This is a genomic window from Acidimicrobiales bacterium (assembly GCA_036491125.1).
Lineage (GTDB): Bacteria > Actinomycetota > Acidimicrobiia > Acidimicrobiales > AC-9 > AC-9.
The window spans coordinates 1-14,844 of record DASXCO010000116.1; the positions used below are offsets into that span (position 1 = coordinate 1).

Annotated in this window: 15 protein-coding genes; 6 read left to right on the plus strand and 9 right to left on the minus strand. The window is 70.1% G+C overall.

Features of this window, described 5'->3' with window-relative positions:
- From VGF64_09825 to VGF64_09835, 3 genes are all read left to right on the plus strand, one after another.
- A partial coding sequence (locus tag VGF64_09825; GenBank protein ID HEY1635045.1) for a histidine phosphatase family protein occupies positions 1-389 on the plus strand: 389 nt, incomplete at its 5' end.
- Positions 386-913: a DUF3090 family protein gene (locus tag VGF64_09830; GenBank protein HEY1635046.1), complete on the plus strand. Its 528-nt coding sequence runs from the start codon at positions 386-388 to the stop codon at positions 911-913. The genes VGF64_09825 and VGF64_09830, both read left to right, overlap by 4 nt.
- A gap of 2 nt (positions 914-915) precedes the next feature.
- Positions 916-1,596, plus strand: a complete 681-nt coding sequence (locus tag VGF64_09835; GenBank protein ID HEY1635047.1) for an SCO1664 family protein — start codon at positions 916-918, stop codon at positions 1,594-1,596.
- Here the strand turns inward: VGF64_09835 and VGF64_09840 are convergent.
- The 5 genes from VGF64_09840 to VGF64_09860 form a co-directional block, all read right to left on the minus strand.
- Positions 1,593-2,903: a D-arabinono-1,4-lactone oxidase gene (locus VGF64_09840; GenBank protein ID HEY1635048.1), complete on the minus strand. Its 1,311-nt coding sequence runs from the start codon at positions 2,901-2,903 to the stop codon at positions 1,593-1,595. The genes VGF64_09835 and VGF64_09840 overlap by 4 nt on opposite strands.
- 47 nt (positions 2,904-2,950) lie before the next feature.
- Positions 2,951-4,162 (minus strand): DUF459 domain-containing protein, encoded by a 1,212-nt coding sequence (locus VGF64_09845; protein HEY1635049.1) that lies wholly within the window; start codon positions 4,160-4,162, stop codon positions 2,951-2,953.
- Positions 4,162-5,586, minus strand: a complete 1,425-nt coding sequence (locus VGF64_09850) for an MBOAT family protein (protein HEY1635050.1) — start codon at positions 5,584-5,586, stop codon at positions 4,162-4,164. Before VGF64_09850 ends, VGF64_09845 begins: the two co-directional genes overlap by 1 nt.
- Before the next feature lie 112 nt (positions 5,587-5,698).
- Positions 5,699-6,670: an electron transfer flavoprotein subunit alpha/FixB family protein gene (locus VGF64_09855; protein ID HEY1635051.1), complete on the minus strand. Its 972-nt coding sequence runs from the start codon at positions 6,668-6,670 to the stop codon at positions 5,699-5,701.
- 30 nt (positions 6,671-6,700) lie between these two features.
- Positions 6,701-7,480 (minus strand): electron transfer flavoprotein subunit beta/FixA family protein, encoded by a 780-nt coding sequence (locus VGF64_09860; protein HEY1635052.1) that lies wholly within the window; start codon positions 7,478-7,480, stop codon positions 6,701-6,703.
- A gap of 239 nt (positions 7,481-7,719) precedes the next feature.
- On the opposite strand from VGF64_09860, the gene VGF64_09865 reads away from it, so the two are divergent.
- The 3 genes from VGF64_09865 (at position 7,720) to VGF64_09875 (ending at position 9,310) form a co-directional block, all read left to right on the plus strand.
- Positions 7,720-8,109: a hypothetical protein gene (locus VGF64_09865; GenBank protein HEY1635053.1), complete on the plus strand. Its 390-nt coding sequence runs from the start codon at positions 7,720-7,722 to the stop codon at positions 8,107-8,109.
- Positions 8,109-8,861 carry a SigB/SigF/SigG family RNA polymerase sigma factor gene (locus VGF64_09870; protein ID HEY1635054.1) on the plus strand — a complete coding sequence of 251 codons (753 nt, stop codon included), beginning with the start codon at positions 8,109-8,111 and terminating at the stop codon, positions 8,859-8,861. Before VGF64_09865 ends, VGF64_09870 begins: the two co-directional genes overlap by 1 nt.
- 158 nt (positions 8,862-9,019) lie before the next feature.
- Positions 9,020-9,310: a WhiB family transcriptional regulator gene (locus VGF64_09875; protein HEY1635055.1), complete on the plus strand. Its 291-nt coding sequence runs from the start codon at positions 9,020-9,022 to the stop codon at positions 9,308-9,310.
- A gap of 10 nt (positions 9,311-9,320) precedes the next feature.
- On the opposite strand, the gene VGF64_09880 is transcribed toward VGF64_09875, so the two are convergent.
- Genes VGF64_09880 through VGF64_09895 form a run of 4 tightly spaced genes read right to left on the minus strand, consistent with a single transcriptional unit; the run spans position 9,321 to position 14,815 of the window.
- Positions 9,321-11,960 carry a histidine kinase N-terminal domain-containing protein gene (locus tag VGF64_09880; GenBank protein ID HEY1635056.1) on the minus strand — a complete coding sequence of 880 codons (2,640 nt, stop codon included), beginning with the start codon at positions 11,958-11,960 and terminating at the stop codon, positions 9,321-9,323.
- 39 nt (positions 11,961-11,999) lie between these two features.
- The gene (locus tag VGF64_09885) at positions 12,000-12,644 is read right to left on the minus strand and encodes an O-methyltransferase (GenBank protein HEY1635057.1); all 645 of its coding nucleotides are present in this window, start codon (positions 12,642-12,644) and stop codon (positions 12,000-12,002) included.
- 48 nt (positions 12,645-12,692) lie between these two features.
- Complete coding sequence (locus VGF64_09890) at positions 12,693-13,865, minus strand: ArsA-related P-loop ATPase (GenBank protein ID HEY1635058.1); 1,173 nt, start codon at positions 13,863-13,865, stop codon at positions 12,693-12,695.
- Positions 13,865-14,815, minus strand: coding sequence for an ArsA family ATPase (locus VGF64_09895; protein HEY1635059.1), 951 nt, complete (start codon positions 14,813-14,815; stop codon positions 13,865-13,867). Before VGF64_09895 ends, VGF64_09890 begins: the two co-directional genes overlap by 1 nt.
- Positions 14,816-14,844 lie beyond the last annotated feature (29 nt).

Below are 14,844 nucleotides of genomic sequence, written 5' to 3' on the forward strand. Positions count from 1 at the left end.
TCGAGCGGGGGTTGCTCGAGTGTGACTTCGGCGACTGGACCGGGGGCGAGCTGAAGGCGCTGCGCAAGCTGCCGGAATGGCGGGACGTGCAGAGCTGGCCCAGCGGCTTCCGGTTCCCGGGCGGCGAGTCGTTCTCGGAGATGCAGTGCCGCATCACGTCCGCCGTGGCCCGCCTGCGAGCCCGGCACGCCGGCACCACGATCGTGGCCGTCTCGCACGCGGACCCGATCAAGGCCGCGGTCGCCGACGCTCTCGGCACCCACCTCGACCTCTTCCAGCGCATCGCGATCTCACCCTGCTCTGTCACGGCCATCGCCTACGGAGAGAATGGTCCGATGGTCCTCGGCGTGAACACGACCAACGGGCTCGACGAGGTGCAACCGTCATGAGCGACTCGCACGATCTCTACGACGCCGAGCGCGTGACGGTGGGCACGATCGGTCCCACTGGCCAGCGGGTCTTCTTGCTCCAGGGCCGACAGGGGTCGCTGGTGATCACCGTGAAGCTGGAGAAACAGCAGGTGGCCGCCCTGGCCCAGTACCTGGCGAAGGTCCTCGAGGAGCTCCCGGATCCCGGGGCTCTGCCCAACGACCTGGAGCTGGAGGAGCCGCTCGACGCCGCCTGGGCTGTCGGCACCCTCGGCCTGTCCTACGACTCCGCCGCCGACCGGATCGTGCTCCTGGCCGAGGAGGCCGTCCCCGAGGAGGATGAGGAGGAGACGGTGGAGACGGTGGACGAGGCGGCATCGATGGCCCGCTTCACGATCACCCGGGAGCAGGCGGCCGCGCTCGCCATCAGGGGGACCGAGCTGGTCGAGGCCGGGAGGCCGGCCTGCCCGCTGTGCGGCAACCCCTTGGACCCCTCAGGACACGTGTGCCCCAGGACGAACGGGCATCGCCCCCCAGTCCTCTGAGCTTGCTCTCCGGGGGGGAGATCGAGCTCCAGGGCCGGCTGCCGTGGAGCTCCAACCGCACGTTCCTGGTGAGCTGCGGCGACGACGGGCGCGATCTGCTGGCGGTGTACAAGCCGCATCGGGGCGAGCGGCCGCTGTGGGACTTCCCGGGCGGCTTGTACCGCAGAGAGGTGGCCGCCTACGAGCTGTCCCGCGCCCTGGGCTGGGACATCGTGCCCGAGACGCTCATTCGTACCGACGCGCCACTGGGGGTCGGCTCCCTCCAACGTTTCGTGGCCGCCGAGTTTACCGAGCACTACTTCACCCTGGTCGAGGATCCCGGGCATCTCGACGCCCTGAGGGTCATCGCCACCTTCGACCTGCTGCTCAACAACGCAGATCGAAAGAGCGGGCACTGCCTGCTGGGCCTCGACGGCCGCATCTGGGCCATCGACAACGGGCTGTCGTTCCATCCTGAGCCCAAGCTGCGCACGGTGATGTGGGACTTCAGCGGCGAGTCGGTCCCCGACCCCCTGGTGGCCGACGTCGATCGTGTCGCCCGTGACCTTCCGCCGGCCCTCGGATCGCTGCTGGGTCCCGAGGAGCTCGAGGGCATCCGCCGACGGGCGACGGAGGTGGTCGCCAGCCCGCAGTTCCCTGCGCCCGCCCCCGAGCGGCGACCCTATCCGTGGCCCCTCGTCTAGGGCGGGCCGAGCACGCGGTCGGTGTAGGGGTTGCCGAACAGTCCGTCGGGGTCCAGACGGGTGCGCACGGCCTGGAACCGTTCCCACCCCGGATACCGGGGCGAGAGCGTCGCCGCCGTCTGGTAGTGGAGCTTGCCCCAGTGGGGCCGCCCTCTGACGCCGTCCATGATGGCCTCGACACCGCGGAAGTACTGCTCGTAGGGCACCCCCTGAGGCATGTGGATGGCCACGTAGCAGCTCTGCCTCCCGCTCGCCGTCGACAGTGGGATGTCGTCGCCCGCCGCGAAGCGGACCTCGACCGGGAAACCGACGTACAGACCGCTCTCCTCCACGTACCGGCGCACCCGCTCCACCACCTCGACAGCGGCCGCCCGGGGTATGGCGTACTCCATCTCGCAGAAGCGGACCCAGCGGGGGCTGGTGAAGACCCGGTCGCTGCGGTCGACGTACTCGGTGCGCCCGGAGCTGGGCGCGATGCGAGCAAGTCGTGGGGTCCACCGCGGGCGCACGCGCCCGAGCCACGTGACCGCTCCGAAGGCGATGTTCTCGAAGAGGATCTTGTCCCGGACGAACCGCCATCCCCGACCCGGTGAGACCGGCTCGTCGGTGCGATTGTTGCGCTTGGTGAGGGCCCAGCCGGTGTGGGGTACCCAGAAGAACTCGAAGTGGTCGTTGCCCTCGACCAGCTCGTCGATCGACGACAGCACGTCGTCGAGGCGAATCGGCTCCTCCACGGCGCGCAGGTTGAACGCGGGCTGGCAGCGGATGGTCGCCGTCGAGATGATGCCCAGCGCGCCCAGCCCCACCCGGGCGGCGGAGAAGATCTCCGGCTCCTCGTCCGGCGAGCAGGAGACGATCGACCCGTCGGCCGTGACCAGCTGGAGGCCGACCACGTCGGTGGCCAGGCCGCCGAGCCGCACTCCCGTCCCGTGGGTGCCCGTCGAGATGGCTCCGGCGACCGTCTGGTACCCGATGTCGCCCAGGTTGGCCAGGGCCAGGCCCCGCCGGGCCAGCTCCTCGGCGAGCGCCGCCATGGTCATGCCGGACTCGACGGTCACTGTCGACTCGTCGGGGTCGTAACGCACGACGTGGGCGTGCTCGTCGAGGCGCACCTGGACCCCTGAGGTGCAGGCCACGTCGGTGAACGAGTGGCCCGACCCCACCGCCTTCACCCGCAGCCCGTCCTTGGCTGCGGACTTCACCACCTCCACCACGTCCTCGACCGAGCGGGGCCGGGCGATCTCGACCGGGGCGCACCGCTGGTTGCCACCCCAGTTCCGCCACTGGCGGGCGGCAGTGTCGGTCATCTCCTGATCGTAGCCACCGACCTCCCACCGTCGTCGGGGTCTCGGGCTCAGGAGCTGAGCCGCACCCCGAACTGGCTCTGCATGACCGTGATCGCCAGATCGGCGAGGCGGTCCGAGCCGCCCCTGGCCAGGTGGATGCCGTCCGGCTCCCGGATCTGTTGCTCGCCCCCCGAGGCGTCGGGCAGGTAGGCGGAGTACTTGCCGCTGCTGTCTACGAAGACGTGCCAGGAGTCCAGATACGAGACGCCCGGATGGACCGCGGCCTGACCCGCGACGACGCTGTTCACCAGCTGCATCTGCTGCGAGACGCCGCCCGAGGGCATGATCGGCATCCCCACCCAGAGCATGCGCTGGCCCTGGGCCGTGGCCTCGCTCATCATGGTGGCCACGCGCTGGGTGTAGGCGGCGATCCAGTCCGGCGAGCCGAACCCGACCGCCCTGCCCCCGACGAGGAACGACTGGTTGTCGTTGGCACCGATCATGGCCACCACGACGTCCGGTTGGAAGCGGGAGACGTCGGTGCGGAGCTCACCAGGCCAGTCGAAGTAGTCGGGTCGGGCCAGGCCGGTGTCGATCTTGCCGTCCAAGGTGGGCTGCACCACGCCGGTGGCCCCCAGCTTTGCGACCAGGCTCTGTCCGAAGTCCTCTCCGATCGAGTCCCCCACGGCGAGGACCCGCAGCGGGCTGGCGGCCGTCGGCTGGGGCAGGGGTGGCAGCGCCGGCGGGGCCGGGCTCGGGGCGCCGGCCGGCTGAGGCGCCGCGGGTGGCGCCGCCGCGGTGTGCCGCGCTCGCGGCGACGCCAGCGGAACGGGAGGAGTCGACTTGACCACCGGGCCACCGGTGGGCCGACCGAGCGCGTCCTTGACGAGGTCGCCAAGGTAGGCGAGACCAGTGCCGTTGCCGACCCACACCATCGGACGAAGGACCGTGAGCGCCGCCGTCCGCCGGGCGCCGAGCGGAGACGACTCGGCCGAGCGCTGGAGGGAATGAGAGTCCAACAGCAGCCACAGCCCCAGGCAGACGAAGCCGATGACCAGGACTCTCCCGGCCGCCAGGAGCCGAGGGCCCTCCGGGCCCGGCGCCGTGGTGGGAGGCGGTCGGAGCTCGGGCGTGGCGGGATCAGCTGATCGGGGATCCGCTGTCTGCGAGCGGGCGTCCCGGGTGGCGGAGATGCGCCCGAGGCTCGACAAGGCGTCAACATGAAGCGAGCGGGAGCGGCGATGCCGAGGGGCGGCGGCGATACGGACTCGGGTGCGCATCAGAACCGGTAGTAGATGAACGGGGCGACACCCTGGGGCCCGAGGGTGGTGATGCCGAACAAGGTGATGGCGAGCAGCACTCCCTGCCCCGCCGGGCGAAGCCGGGAGAACGCGGCGCGGGCTCGTTCCACGACGTCATGAGGCACGTACTGGGCGCCGATGCCGACGGCGATGGCCAGCAGGACGAGGGGTGTGACCTCGGGCGCCGGTCCCCACGCCGTGAACAGCCGCCGCAGCAGGGTGAGCGCCGTCGAGAACGAGTCCGATCGAAAGAACACCCAAGCCAGGCACACCACGTTGAACGTGACCACCCTCTGGGCGATGCGGTCCCATCGTGAGCCGGGCAGGGGGTCGAGACCCCGCGCCTCCCGGCGGGAGCGACGCCAGTGGCCGGTCACCTGCCCGATGCCGTGGATGGTCCCCCACATGACGAACGTCCACGCCGCGCCGTGCCACAGGCCACCGAGCACCATGGTGATCATGACGTTGCGATACGTCGACAGCCGCGACCCCCGGTTGCCCCCCAGGGGGATGTAGAGGTAGTCGCGCAACCAGCGGGACAGCGTCATGTGCCACCGTCGCCAGAAGTCCTGGAGGGTGCGGGCGGCGTACGGGCTGTCGAAGTTGGCGGGGAACTTGAACCCGAGCAGCAGCGCCACACCGATGGCGATGTCGGTATACCCGCTGAAGTCGGCATAGATCTGCACCGCGTAGCCGTAGATGGCGACGGCGATCTCGAGCGAGCTGTGCTGGCCCGGGCTGTTGAACACGGGATCGACGATGGCCGTGGCCAGGAAGCTCGAGAGCACCACCTTCTTGAACAGGCCGGCGAAGATGAGGTAGGCCGCCCTCGAGAAGTCGACCTTGCGCGGGTCCCGCCGGGTGCGGATCTGCGGCAGGAGCTCGGAGCCTCGCACGATGGGCCCGGCGACCAGGTGGGGGAAGAACGAGAGGTAGGTGGCGAAGTCGAGCCAGCTGGCCGGCTCCAGGGAACGCCGGTAGATGTCGATCACGTAGCTGAGGGCCATGAACGTGAAGAACGAGATCCCCACCGGCAGGGTGACCTGGAGCAGCGGCAGCGGGGCTCCGATGCCCATGCCGTGCAGGACGTTCGCCACGTTGACGGCGAAGAAGCCGTAGTACTTGAACCAGCCGAGGAGGCCCAGCTCGACGGCGACGGTGGCCCACAGGGCGGCTTTGCGCGAGGCGGGCGAATCCGTGCGGTGGATCGCCAGCGCACCGAGTTGGGCGAAGGCGGTGGACGCCCCGAGCAGGAAGACGAAGTGCCAGTCCCACCAGCCGTAGAAGACGTAGCTGGCGAGGATCATGAACGGCTTCCAGCGCCGGGGGAAGGGCGCGAGCAGCCAGCTCACCAGGAAGACGATGGCGAAGAAGACGGCGAAGTCGATGGTGGGAAAGAGCATCAGTCTCGACGCAGCTCCCCGTGTATGCGCCCGCGTCTCAGCGACGAAAGCATTCCCCCGCCCGCCACGAGGCCGATATTAGGCGACGCGGTGGGGAAAGTCCGACTCTGCCCTACCCTCGGGCTTTGAGCGCCTCGATCAGCTTCGGGACGACCTTGTGCACGTCCCCGACGATGCCCAGGTCGGCGATGGAGAAGATGGGGGCCTCCTGGTCCTTGTTGATGGCGATGATGTTCTTGGCCCCCTTCATACCGACCATGTGCTGGGTGGCGCCCGAGATCCCCACGGCGAGGTAGACGGTCGGCTTCACGGTCTTGCCCGTCTGGCCCACCTGGTAGGCGTATGGCACCCAGCCGGCATCGACGATCGCTCGAGACGCGCCTGGCGCCGCCTTGAGCAGCTTGGCCAGCTCCTCGATCATCTCGTACTTGTCGGCCTGGCCCAGGCCCCGGCCACCGGAGACGACGATCTCGGCCTCGTCGAGCTGCGGTCCGCTGCGCTCCTCGACGTGACGCTCGAGCACCCGGGCGGCGTCGGTGGCACCGGTGTCAGGCACCTCGACGGGCACCACCTCGGCCGCCGATCCACCGTCGGGTTCGGCCGCGAACGACTTGGCCCGCACCACGAAGATGCCGGGGCCGTCGCCCGTGAAACGGCTCTTGGCCATCTGCACCCCGCCGAAGATGGCGTGGTGGGCGACCGGGACTCCGTCCTCGACGGTCAGGTCCACCAGGTTGGTGAGCACGGGCCGGTCGATGCGGGCCGAGAGCCGCCCGGCGATGTCCCGGCCGTCGTAGGTGGTCCCGATCAGGATCACGTCGGGCGCGTTGCCCGCCGCGATCTGGGCGGCGATCGCCGCCGCGACCCGGCTGCCGGGAAGCGCGTTGCCGAGATCGCCCACGTCGTAGGCCTTGCTGGCGCCGTGGCTGCCGAGCGCTCCGGCCGTCGAGGCCACGTCGTCGCCCCACGCCACCGCCTCGACGACCGAGCCCAGCGAGCGGGCCTTGGTCAGCAGCTCGAGGGTGAGGCTGGTCGGGGCTCCACCCGACGACTCAGCGACGACCCATACCTTGTCGGTTGCCATCAGTTTCAGGATCCTCCCGGCTGCGGTGGGCTACAGAAGCTTCAGTTGCTCGAGGAAGGCGATGATGCGCTCGTAGGCATCACCCTCGTCGACCACGACCTCGCCCGCCTTGCGCTCCTCGGCGGCGGCCACGTCGAAGACCTCCTCGCGGGCTCCGGCGACGCCCACCTGGTCGGGCGTCAGGCCGAGGTCGGCCACCTTCAGCTGCTCGACGGGCTTGCCCTTCGCCGCCATGATGCCCTTGAAGGACGGGTACCGGGGCTCGACGACCCCGGCGGTCACGGTGACCACCGCCGGCAGCGGACACTCCACCTCGTCGAAGCCCGCCTCGGTCTGGCGTTCCACCCGGACCTTGCCGTCGCTCACGTCGATCTTCTTCGCGAAGGTCACCGAGGGCAGGCCGAGGAGCTCGGCCACCTGGGCCGGCGTGGTGCCCGTGTACCCGTCGGTCGATTCCGTCGCCGCCACGACCAGGTCGGGCTCGGCCCGCTTGATGGCGGCGGCCAGCACCTTGGCGGTGCCGAGGGCGTCGGTGCCCGCCAGGACGTCGTCGCTGACGAGGATGGCCTTGGCCGCGCCCATGGCGAGCGCCGTGCGCAGGCCGCTCGTCTCCTCGTGGGGTGCCATGGACACCAGCGTCACCTCACCGCCACCGGCGCGCTCCGCCAGCTGGAGGGACATCTCGACGCCGTAGGAGTCGGAGTCGTCGAGGATGAGCTTCCCCTCGCGGACGAGGTTCTTGGTGTCGGGCTGCAGCGACCCCGGGGCGGCGGGGTCGGGGATCTGCTTGACACAGACGGCGACGTTCATGCCTGTCATTGTTCACGACAGCCCCGCCGCTCGACCAACCGGGTCCCCGCGGGCCCCCGCCCAGGCGGCTGCTGGCGGCCCCTGGCGGCCCCGGCGTGGGCCCGAGCGCAGATCGCCAGCAGGCCGTTTGCTAGCGTCGATGGAGAGACGCTGTGGCGAGCGCGCGAGCCCGAACCCCCGCCGGTACGCCGGCGACACAACTGGCAACCACCACTGCCACTGAGGAGGACCCGAACGGAGTGCCCGGAAGCGACGAGGTGCGGCTGTCATCTCCGGCCACCACCGAGCTCCCCCGCCTGGCCCGGCTGACCGCCAGCGGGCTGGCCTGCCGCCTGGGTTTCAGCTACGACGAGGTGGAGGACCTGCGGCTCGCCATCGACGAGCTGTGCTTCTCCCTCATCGGCACCCAGGGCCGTCCCGGCGTGGTCCACCTGATGTTCTCCCTCGACGACGAGACGCTCGAGGTGGAGGGCACGCTCGAGAGCGGCGAGCGGGGTCCCGACCCGGTGCAGAGCGGCCTGTCGCGCAAGATCCTCGAGGCGCTGGTGGACGAGCACGAGGTCCGCCGGAACGGTCACGATCAACTGACGTTCTGGATGCGGAAGCGGCGGCTCCCGATCGCCGGCTGATGGGCGTGGACAACGCGCAACGGGAGGAGCTGCGACAGAAGTTCGTCGCTCTGGCCGAGACCGGCGATCCGACGATCCGGCGCGAGCTGGTGGAGGCCCACCTGGGCCTGGCCGAGTACCTCGCCCGGCGGTTCAGCCATCGCGGCGAGCCCGTCGACGACCTTGTCCAGGTCAGCTCGATGGCCCTGCTCAAGGCCGTCGACCGCTTCGACCCCGGACGCGGCGTCGAGTTCTCGACCTACGCCACCCACACGATCGCCGGGGAGCTCAAGCGCCACTTCCGGGACAAGGGCTGGGCGGTGCGGGCGCCCCGCCGCATGCAGGAGCTCTACCTGACCCTGGGCGACAGCATCGGGCGACTGTCCCAGGAGCTCGGCCGCTCACCGACCATCGCCGAGCTGGCCGCCGAGACCCGAGTCTCGGAGGAAGAGGTGCTCGAGGCCCTCGAGGCCGGGCAGGCCTACCGGCTGGCGTCCCTCGACGCCCCGGCGCCCGGCGACGATGAAGGCGAGAGCCTCGCCTCCCACCTGGGCGACGAGGATCCACGCATGTCGGCGGCGGAGGAACGGGCGACGCTCTCACCGATCATCCAGTCCCTGCCCCCTCGCCAGCAGCTCATTCTCCACCTGCGCTTCTTCGAGGGGCTGACCCAGCTGGAGATCGCCGGGCAACTCGGCATCAGCCAGATGCACGTGTCACGTCTGCTCGCCCGCAGCCTGGCCGAGCTCAGGACGGCCGCCGAGCAGAGCTGAGGACTGCGCTGCGGCGGCGTCGCCACCCGAGACCATCTTGCCGCAGGCTGGCACTTCCGGGTAGGCTCGCGGCCAATCCGGGTGTTCCGCGCTAGGGTTCTAGCGAGGAGCATGTGAATTGATTCACAAGGCCCCCGACACCCGCCCGAGGAGGCGTCGTGGCCCTCACATGGAACCGGTCGATCGAATGGGACACCGACGACTGGAGGAGGTACGCCGCCTGCAGGGACACCGATCCCGATCTCTTCTTTCCCGTCGGCACCACCGGGCCGGCCGTCGATCAGATCGCCGCGGCCAAACGCGTGTGCAGCGGGTGCGAAGCGCAGACCGCATGCCTGGAGTTCGCGCTGATCACCAACCAGGAGGCTGGTGTATGGGGCGGCACCGCGGAGGAGGAGCGCCGCAAGCTGCGCAAGACGTGGTTGAGCCAGCGCCGCCGGGCCTCCTGAGGACCGCCCGCTAGATCTCGTCCTCCGGCGCCCCGTCGTCGATGCCGACGACAGGGATCCGCAGCTCCACGACCGTGCCGCCGTCACGGCGCATCACGATGTCGCCGCTCAGCTGACTGCGCACCAGGTCCCGCACGATCGAGAGTCCGAGGCTGGACGTGTTGTCGATCGAGAAGCCGTCGGGCAGGCCCTGGCCGTCGTCGCGCACCTGCACCAGCAGGCGCCGCCCGTCGTTCTCGAGCAACAGGTCGACCCGGCCGGCGCCGTCGGCGGTCCGGTCGCCGTCGCCCCGGTCAGCGGACTCCCCGCCCTCGAAGGCGTGCTCGATGGCGTTCTGGAGGAGCTCGGCGAGGACGACGGCGAGCGGAGTGGCGAGATCGGCGCTGAGATCACCCGCATCTCCCGCGACGCACAGCTTGATCGGCCGACCCGAGACCACGGCGTCCTCGGTCATGCGGACCAGGGAACGCACGATCTCGTCGAACGGGACCTGGTCTCCGGCTTCCCGGGAGAGGATCTCGTGCACGATGGCGATCGAGCGGATCCGGCGTTCCGACTCCCGCAGGGCGCTGCGGCCCTCGCCGGGCGGCAGCCGCCGGCCCTGGAGGCGCAGCAGCGAGGAGATCGTCTGCAGGTTGTTCTTCACCCGGTGATGGATCTCGCGGATCGTGGCGTCCTTCGACACGAGCAGTCGGTCCCGACGGCGAAGATCGGTGACGTCCCGGAGCAGGACGACGGCGCCGGTCAGCTCTCCCATGCTGAGCAGTGGGATGCAGCGCACGAGCACGATGACGTCGGGCCTGCGCTCGACCTCCTCGATCACGGGCAGGCGGGTGGCGTAGGCCCGCTGCACGGCGGTCTCCTCGACCCCGAGCTCGCCGAAGCGCATGCCCTCCACGTTGGAGAACACGCCCATCCGGTGGAGAGCGTTGATGGCGTTGGGCGAGCCGTATGAGACCCGACCTCCCTCGTCGAGCACGACGACGCCGTCGCCGACCCGGGGCGACTCCTCGGTGACCGCGGCCTCGTCGCTGGCGAAGGGGAACAGCCCGTCGGCGATCATCCTCGCGAAACGGTCGAACAGCTCGACGTACTCGCGCTCGAGGAGGCCCGGCCGTCGACCGACGGTGAGCGGCGACTCCCGGGTCATGACCGCGATGAGGTCACCTTCCCAACGCACCGGGATGCACTGCATCCGGGCCCGCTCGCCTCGCGTCGTGACGAGCTCGCCTTCGACCATCTCCCCCAGTCGCCAGGCCCGGCCCAGGAGGGGGCGCTCGGCGTCGTCGACCAGTCGGCCGACGAGGTCCTCCTGGTGCAGGGTCTGGCCCGTGCTGGGCCGCATCTGCCCGAGGACGACGAACCGGCTGCCCTCGTCGAGGGCCGCGGCGACCGGCACGAACAGCACCAGGTCGCCGAAGCACAGGTCGGCCAGCATGCCCCAGGAGCCCATGAGGCGCTGCAGGTGCCCCAGGGGACTCGTCTCCAGCCTGGTGTGGCGGCGGGCCACGTCGGCCGGCGTCGCCACCTCCATCGCGAGCTCCGCCGCTTCCCCTCCTCCGGAGGGCGTCGCGCCTGGACCGCCCGGGCCACCGACGGCCACGGCGCCGCGGCCGCCGCCGCTCGTCGCAGGCGATGTCGCGCCACCGTCTCCCCAGCCACTGTCTCCCCCGCCACCGTCCGTTCCCTCGCTGTTTGCTCCGGCGCCGTTTCCCACGCCGCGGATCGGGACCGGGACTCCGGCGCCGCCAGCCTGGCCGGTCGACCTCGTGGCCGCTGACGGTGTCACCGGGATGAGGCGGGGCTGGCGCTTGCGGAAGGCGCACAGCGAGTCGTAGCCCACCGCCGTCAGCAGCTGGCGGATCTCATCCGAGCGATCGGCGACGTCGGGTAGACCGTGGGCGTCCGAGGCGGTGGTGATCGGCACGCCGCGGGCCCGAAGGCGCGCCAACAGCGCCGGCGCGGGATAGGCCTCACCGACCGGCTTGCGCCAGCCGGCCGACGACACCTCGGCCGCCATGCCCGACCGGGCTGCCGCCTCGGCCATGCGGTCGTAGAGCTCGTCCGGAGCGCCCGACCGATGGCCGGCCACCTTGATCAGGTCGGGATGGGCGAGCACGTCGCACGCGCCCGACTCCGCCAGCTCCTCGAGCGCCTCGGTGTAGGCGGTCCAGGTCTGCTCCACGCCTCGGCGGCGCCATTCGGCCAGCGATGCCGCGTCCTCGAGATCGTCGAACCGCCAGGCACCGAGCCAGTGGACCGAGCCCAGCAGCACGTCGAATGGATAGCCCTCCAGCAGATTGGCCACGTCGTCCATGCGGCCGGGGTAGTAGTCGACCTCGAGCCCGAGCGCGATCGGGAGGCCAGCTCCCTTCGCTTCCAACACCGAGTGGACGTAGGCGTCCAGGTCGGCCCGGGCGTGGTCGCCCCAGTAGGCCGCCATGCTCCTTCGCAGGGCGGGATCAGGGTCGGCATCCCAGAACCGGCCCAGCAGGGCGTCGGCCTGGACGAAGCGGAAGAGGTGCTCGGTGACGGCGATCTCGGTGATCCCAGCGGCCCCCGCGCGCCGGCAGTACGCCGCCAGCTGCTCGACCGTGACGTCGCTATCGCGCTCGCCGTGAGGCCATAGGTGGAGGTGATAGTCGAGCACGGGCCAATGGTACGGGGCGCCGGGGACCGGGGCGCCTGGTCAGCCGGCCCGGCGTATGAGGGTCATCCCGTCTCGAACGGTCATCTGGACGCAGACGACCCTCGGGTCGTTGGCGACGTGGTCGTTGAAGGCCCGCACCTCCTTGGTGCGCGCACCCGTGTCAGATGGGTCGGCGACCGCTCCGCCCCACAGCGTGTTGTCGGCGACGATCACTCCTCGGGGCGCCAGCTTGGGGAGGACGGCCTCGTAATAGTCGATATAGCCCGATTTGTCGGCGTCGATGAAGACGAGGTCGAAAGGTCCGTCGAGGCCGAGGACGGTGTCCAGCGCCGGGCCCAGCCGCACCTCTATGCGATCGGCGAACGCGCTGTCGGCGATGTGGCGGCGGGCCAGCTCCGCGTGCCGGGGGTCGAGCTCGCAGGTGACGATGTGACCGTCGTCGGGAAGGCCAGCCGCCATCGAGAGGGCCGAATAGCCGCTGAAGGTACCGATCTCGAGGACCCGGCGGGCCGAGGACATGAAGACGAGCGTCTGCAAGACCCGCCCCTCGACGGGGCCGACCATCATGCCCGGGGCCGACAACGTGCGGCGGGTCTCCTCCGCCAGCTCTTCGAGGTACGGAGGGTGTGGGGTGGTGTGGTTCTCGGCGTAGCGCTCGATCTCGGCAGCCACGATGTCGGCCACGATGCGCTCCTTTCTGTTTCCTGTCGGCCGGCCTCCCGGGCCCGCCTCTCAACTCCAGATGCGTTCGCCGAGCCGCACCAGGCCGGCCAGGTCGTAGATGTCGGTGTCGAAGTACGGCACGCTCGCCACCACCTCGGGAGTCACTGCCAGCTCCGCTTGTTGCTCGGCCTCCCGGCACGCCACGACCTGGAAGTTGAGGAAGCTCTCGGCCAGCTCGTCGAGGACCCGGTGGATCTGGGCGGGCGCGGCCAGCCCCGGCGCCAGCGCCTCGGACAGCTCATCGCTCCGAGCCCGCAGCCGACCGGCCACCTCCGCAGAACGGTCGCTGCGCATGTAGTCGGGCAGGACCTTGTTGAGGACCACGGCGCCGAGGTGAAACCCCTTCGCCGACATCACCTCGATGAACTGCTCCGCCTCCCGCAGCGGGGCGGCCTCGAGGGTGCTCACGACCATGAAGGTGGTGCGCCGCTCGTGGAGCAGGCGCTCGACGGCGTTGGCCCGCTTGACGAACCCGTCGTACATGGTCTGGAAGAGCATGAAGAACTCGGCGATGTCCTGGAGGAACTGCGTCCCGAGTATGCGGTCGGCCACCTGGTAGAAGGGCCGCGAGGCGAAGTTCACGACCCGGGAGCGGTAGGGGACGATCAGCCATCGCAACAACCGGCTCGAGAAGAAGTCCGCCATGCGCTCGGGGGCTTCGAGGAAGTCGATGGCGTTGCGCGACGGTGGCGTGTCCACCACGATCAGGTCGTAGATCCCCTTGTTGTGGATCTCGTACAGCCGTTCCATGGCGATGTAGTCGTGGCTCTGTACGAAACGGCCCGACACGTTCTGGTAAAGCGGGTTGGCCAGGATCTCGCTGGCGGTGCGGTCATTCGGAGCGTGGCGACGGACCAGGGCATCCCAGGACTGCTTGGTGTCGAGCATCGCCGCCCACAGCTCACCGCGGGGTGTGATCCCGGCATCCGAGAAGGCCGCCGTCGGCACCCGCGTCTCCTCGTTGCCGATCCCCTCGACGCCGAGGGCGTTGGCGAGTCGCTTGGCGGGATCGACGGTGACGACGAGCACCTTGCCCCCTTGCCGCACGGCCGCCATGGTGGCTGCGGCGGCGGCAAGGGTGGTCTTTCCCACCCCGCCGGATCCGCACGAGACGACGATCTCCTTGGCCGCCAACAGCTGGTCCAAGGAACCGGAGCGGACGGGCGCCGCGGTGGTCGGCATCAGTAGCCCAGCTCGGCCGACAGCGCCTCAGCCACCTGACGTGTGGCCCGCAGGCCGTGCGACCGGGCGAAGAGGTACGGGACGTAGAGCAGGGGCACAGCCGAGTCGACCTGGGCCCGTAGGCGCTCGAGGTGGGTGGCTCCGGTCCGGCGCAGGGTGACGGCCAGCCCGGCGCCGTCGAGCACGGGCTGCACATCGCCGTCGACGGCCTTGGCCAGCGCCGCCGCTCGGTCCGGCTCGGCGAGCGCGTCGAAGACCGCTTCCTCGCCCCGTCCGAACAGCTCGGGGAGCACCCGATTGACCACGATGGCGGCCAGCGAGACGCTCGTCTCCGATCTGACCCTGGCGGCCAGCTCGATGGTCTCGTTGACCGGCATCTCCTCCGGCGTGGCGACGATGCACAGCCCGGTCAGGAAGGGATCCGAGAGGATGTCGAGCATCCAGCCCGTCTGCTGTCGCACCGGACCGATGCTGACGAGATCGTTGATGGCCTGCGGGGCGGCCAACTCGCCGATGACATGCCCGGTGGGCGGGGCGTCCACGACCACCAGGTCCCAGTTGCGCTCGCGCACCTCGTAGCAGAGCTTGCCCACGACGAGGATCTCCCTGACACCGGGGGCGGCGGTGGCCACGAACTCGAATGCTCTGGCGATCGGGCCGATGCGACCCACGACGGGCACCCGGAGGTTGAGGCGCAGGTACTCCCGAAGCGACGCCTCGGTGTCCATCGACATGGCCCACAGCCGTGGATGCACCTCGGTGGGCTGGAACCTGGTACGTCCCGTCTCGAGAGCGTCGGCGATGGCGCCCTTGGCGTCGATCTCGCACAGCAGTGTGCGCTTGCCCCGATTGGCGGCCAGGAGGGCCAGTGACGAGGCCACGGTCGTCTTGCCCACACCGCCCTTGCCTGTCACGAAGAGCAGCTTCCGCTCCAGGATGTCGGCCGGCACCCTCCGTCGAGCTGTGTCTTCGGACCGGC

Excerpts from the sequence above, each read along its gene's own strand:
- VGF64_09830 (HEY1635046.1), top strand. The coding sequence starts at position 386 with ATGAGCGACTCGCACGATCTCTACGACGCCGAGCGCGTGACGGTGGGC.
- VGF64_09840 (HEY1635048.1), bottom strand. The coding sequence starts at position 2,903 with ATGACCGACACTGCCGCCCGCCAGTGGCGGAACTGGGGTGGCAACCAG.
- VGF64_09845 (HEY1635049.1), bottom strand. The coding sequence starts at position 4,162 with ATGCGCACCCGAGTCCGTATCGCCGCCGCCCCTCGGCATCGCCGCTCC.
- VGF64_09850 (HEY1635050.1), bottom strand. The coding sequence starts at position 5,586 with ATGCTCTTTCCCACCATCGACTTCGCCGTCTTCTTCGCCATCGTCTTC.
- VGF64_09855 (HEY1635051.1), bottom strand. The coding sequence starts at position 6,670 with ATGGCAACCGACAAGGTATGGGTCGTCGCTGAGTCGTCGGGTGGAGCC.
- VGF64_09860 (HEY1635052.1), bottom strand. The coding sequence starts at position 7,480 with ATGAACGTCGCCGTCTGTGTCAAGCAGATCCCCGACCCCGCCGCCCCG.
- VGF64_09870 (HEY1635054.1), top strand. The coding sequence starts at position 8,109 with ATGGGCGTGGACAACGCGCAACGGGAGGAGCTGCGACAGAAGTTCGTC.
- VGF64_09890 (HEY1635058.1), bottom strand. The coding sequence starts at position 13,865 with ATGCCGACCACCGCGGCGCCCGTCCGCTCCGGTTCCTTGGACCAGCTG.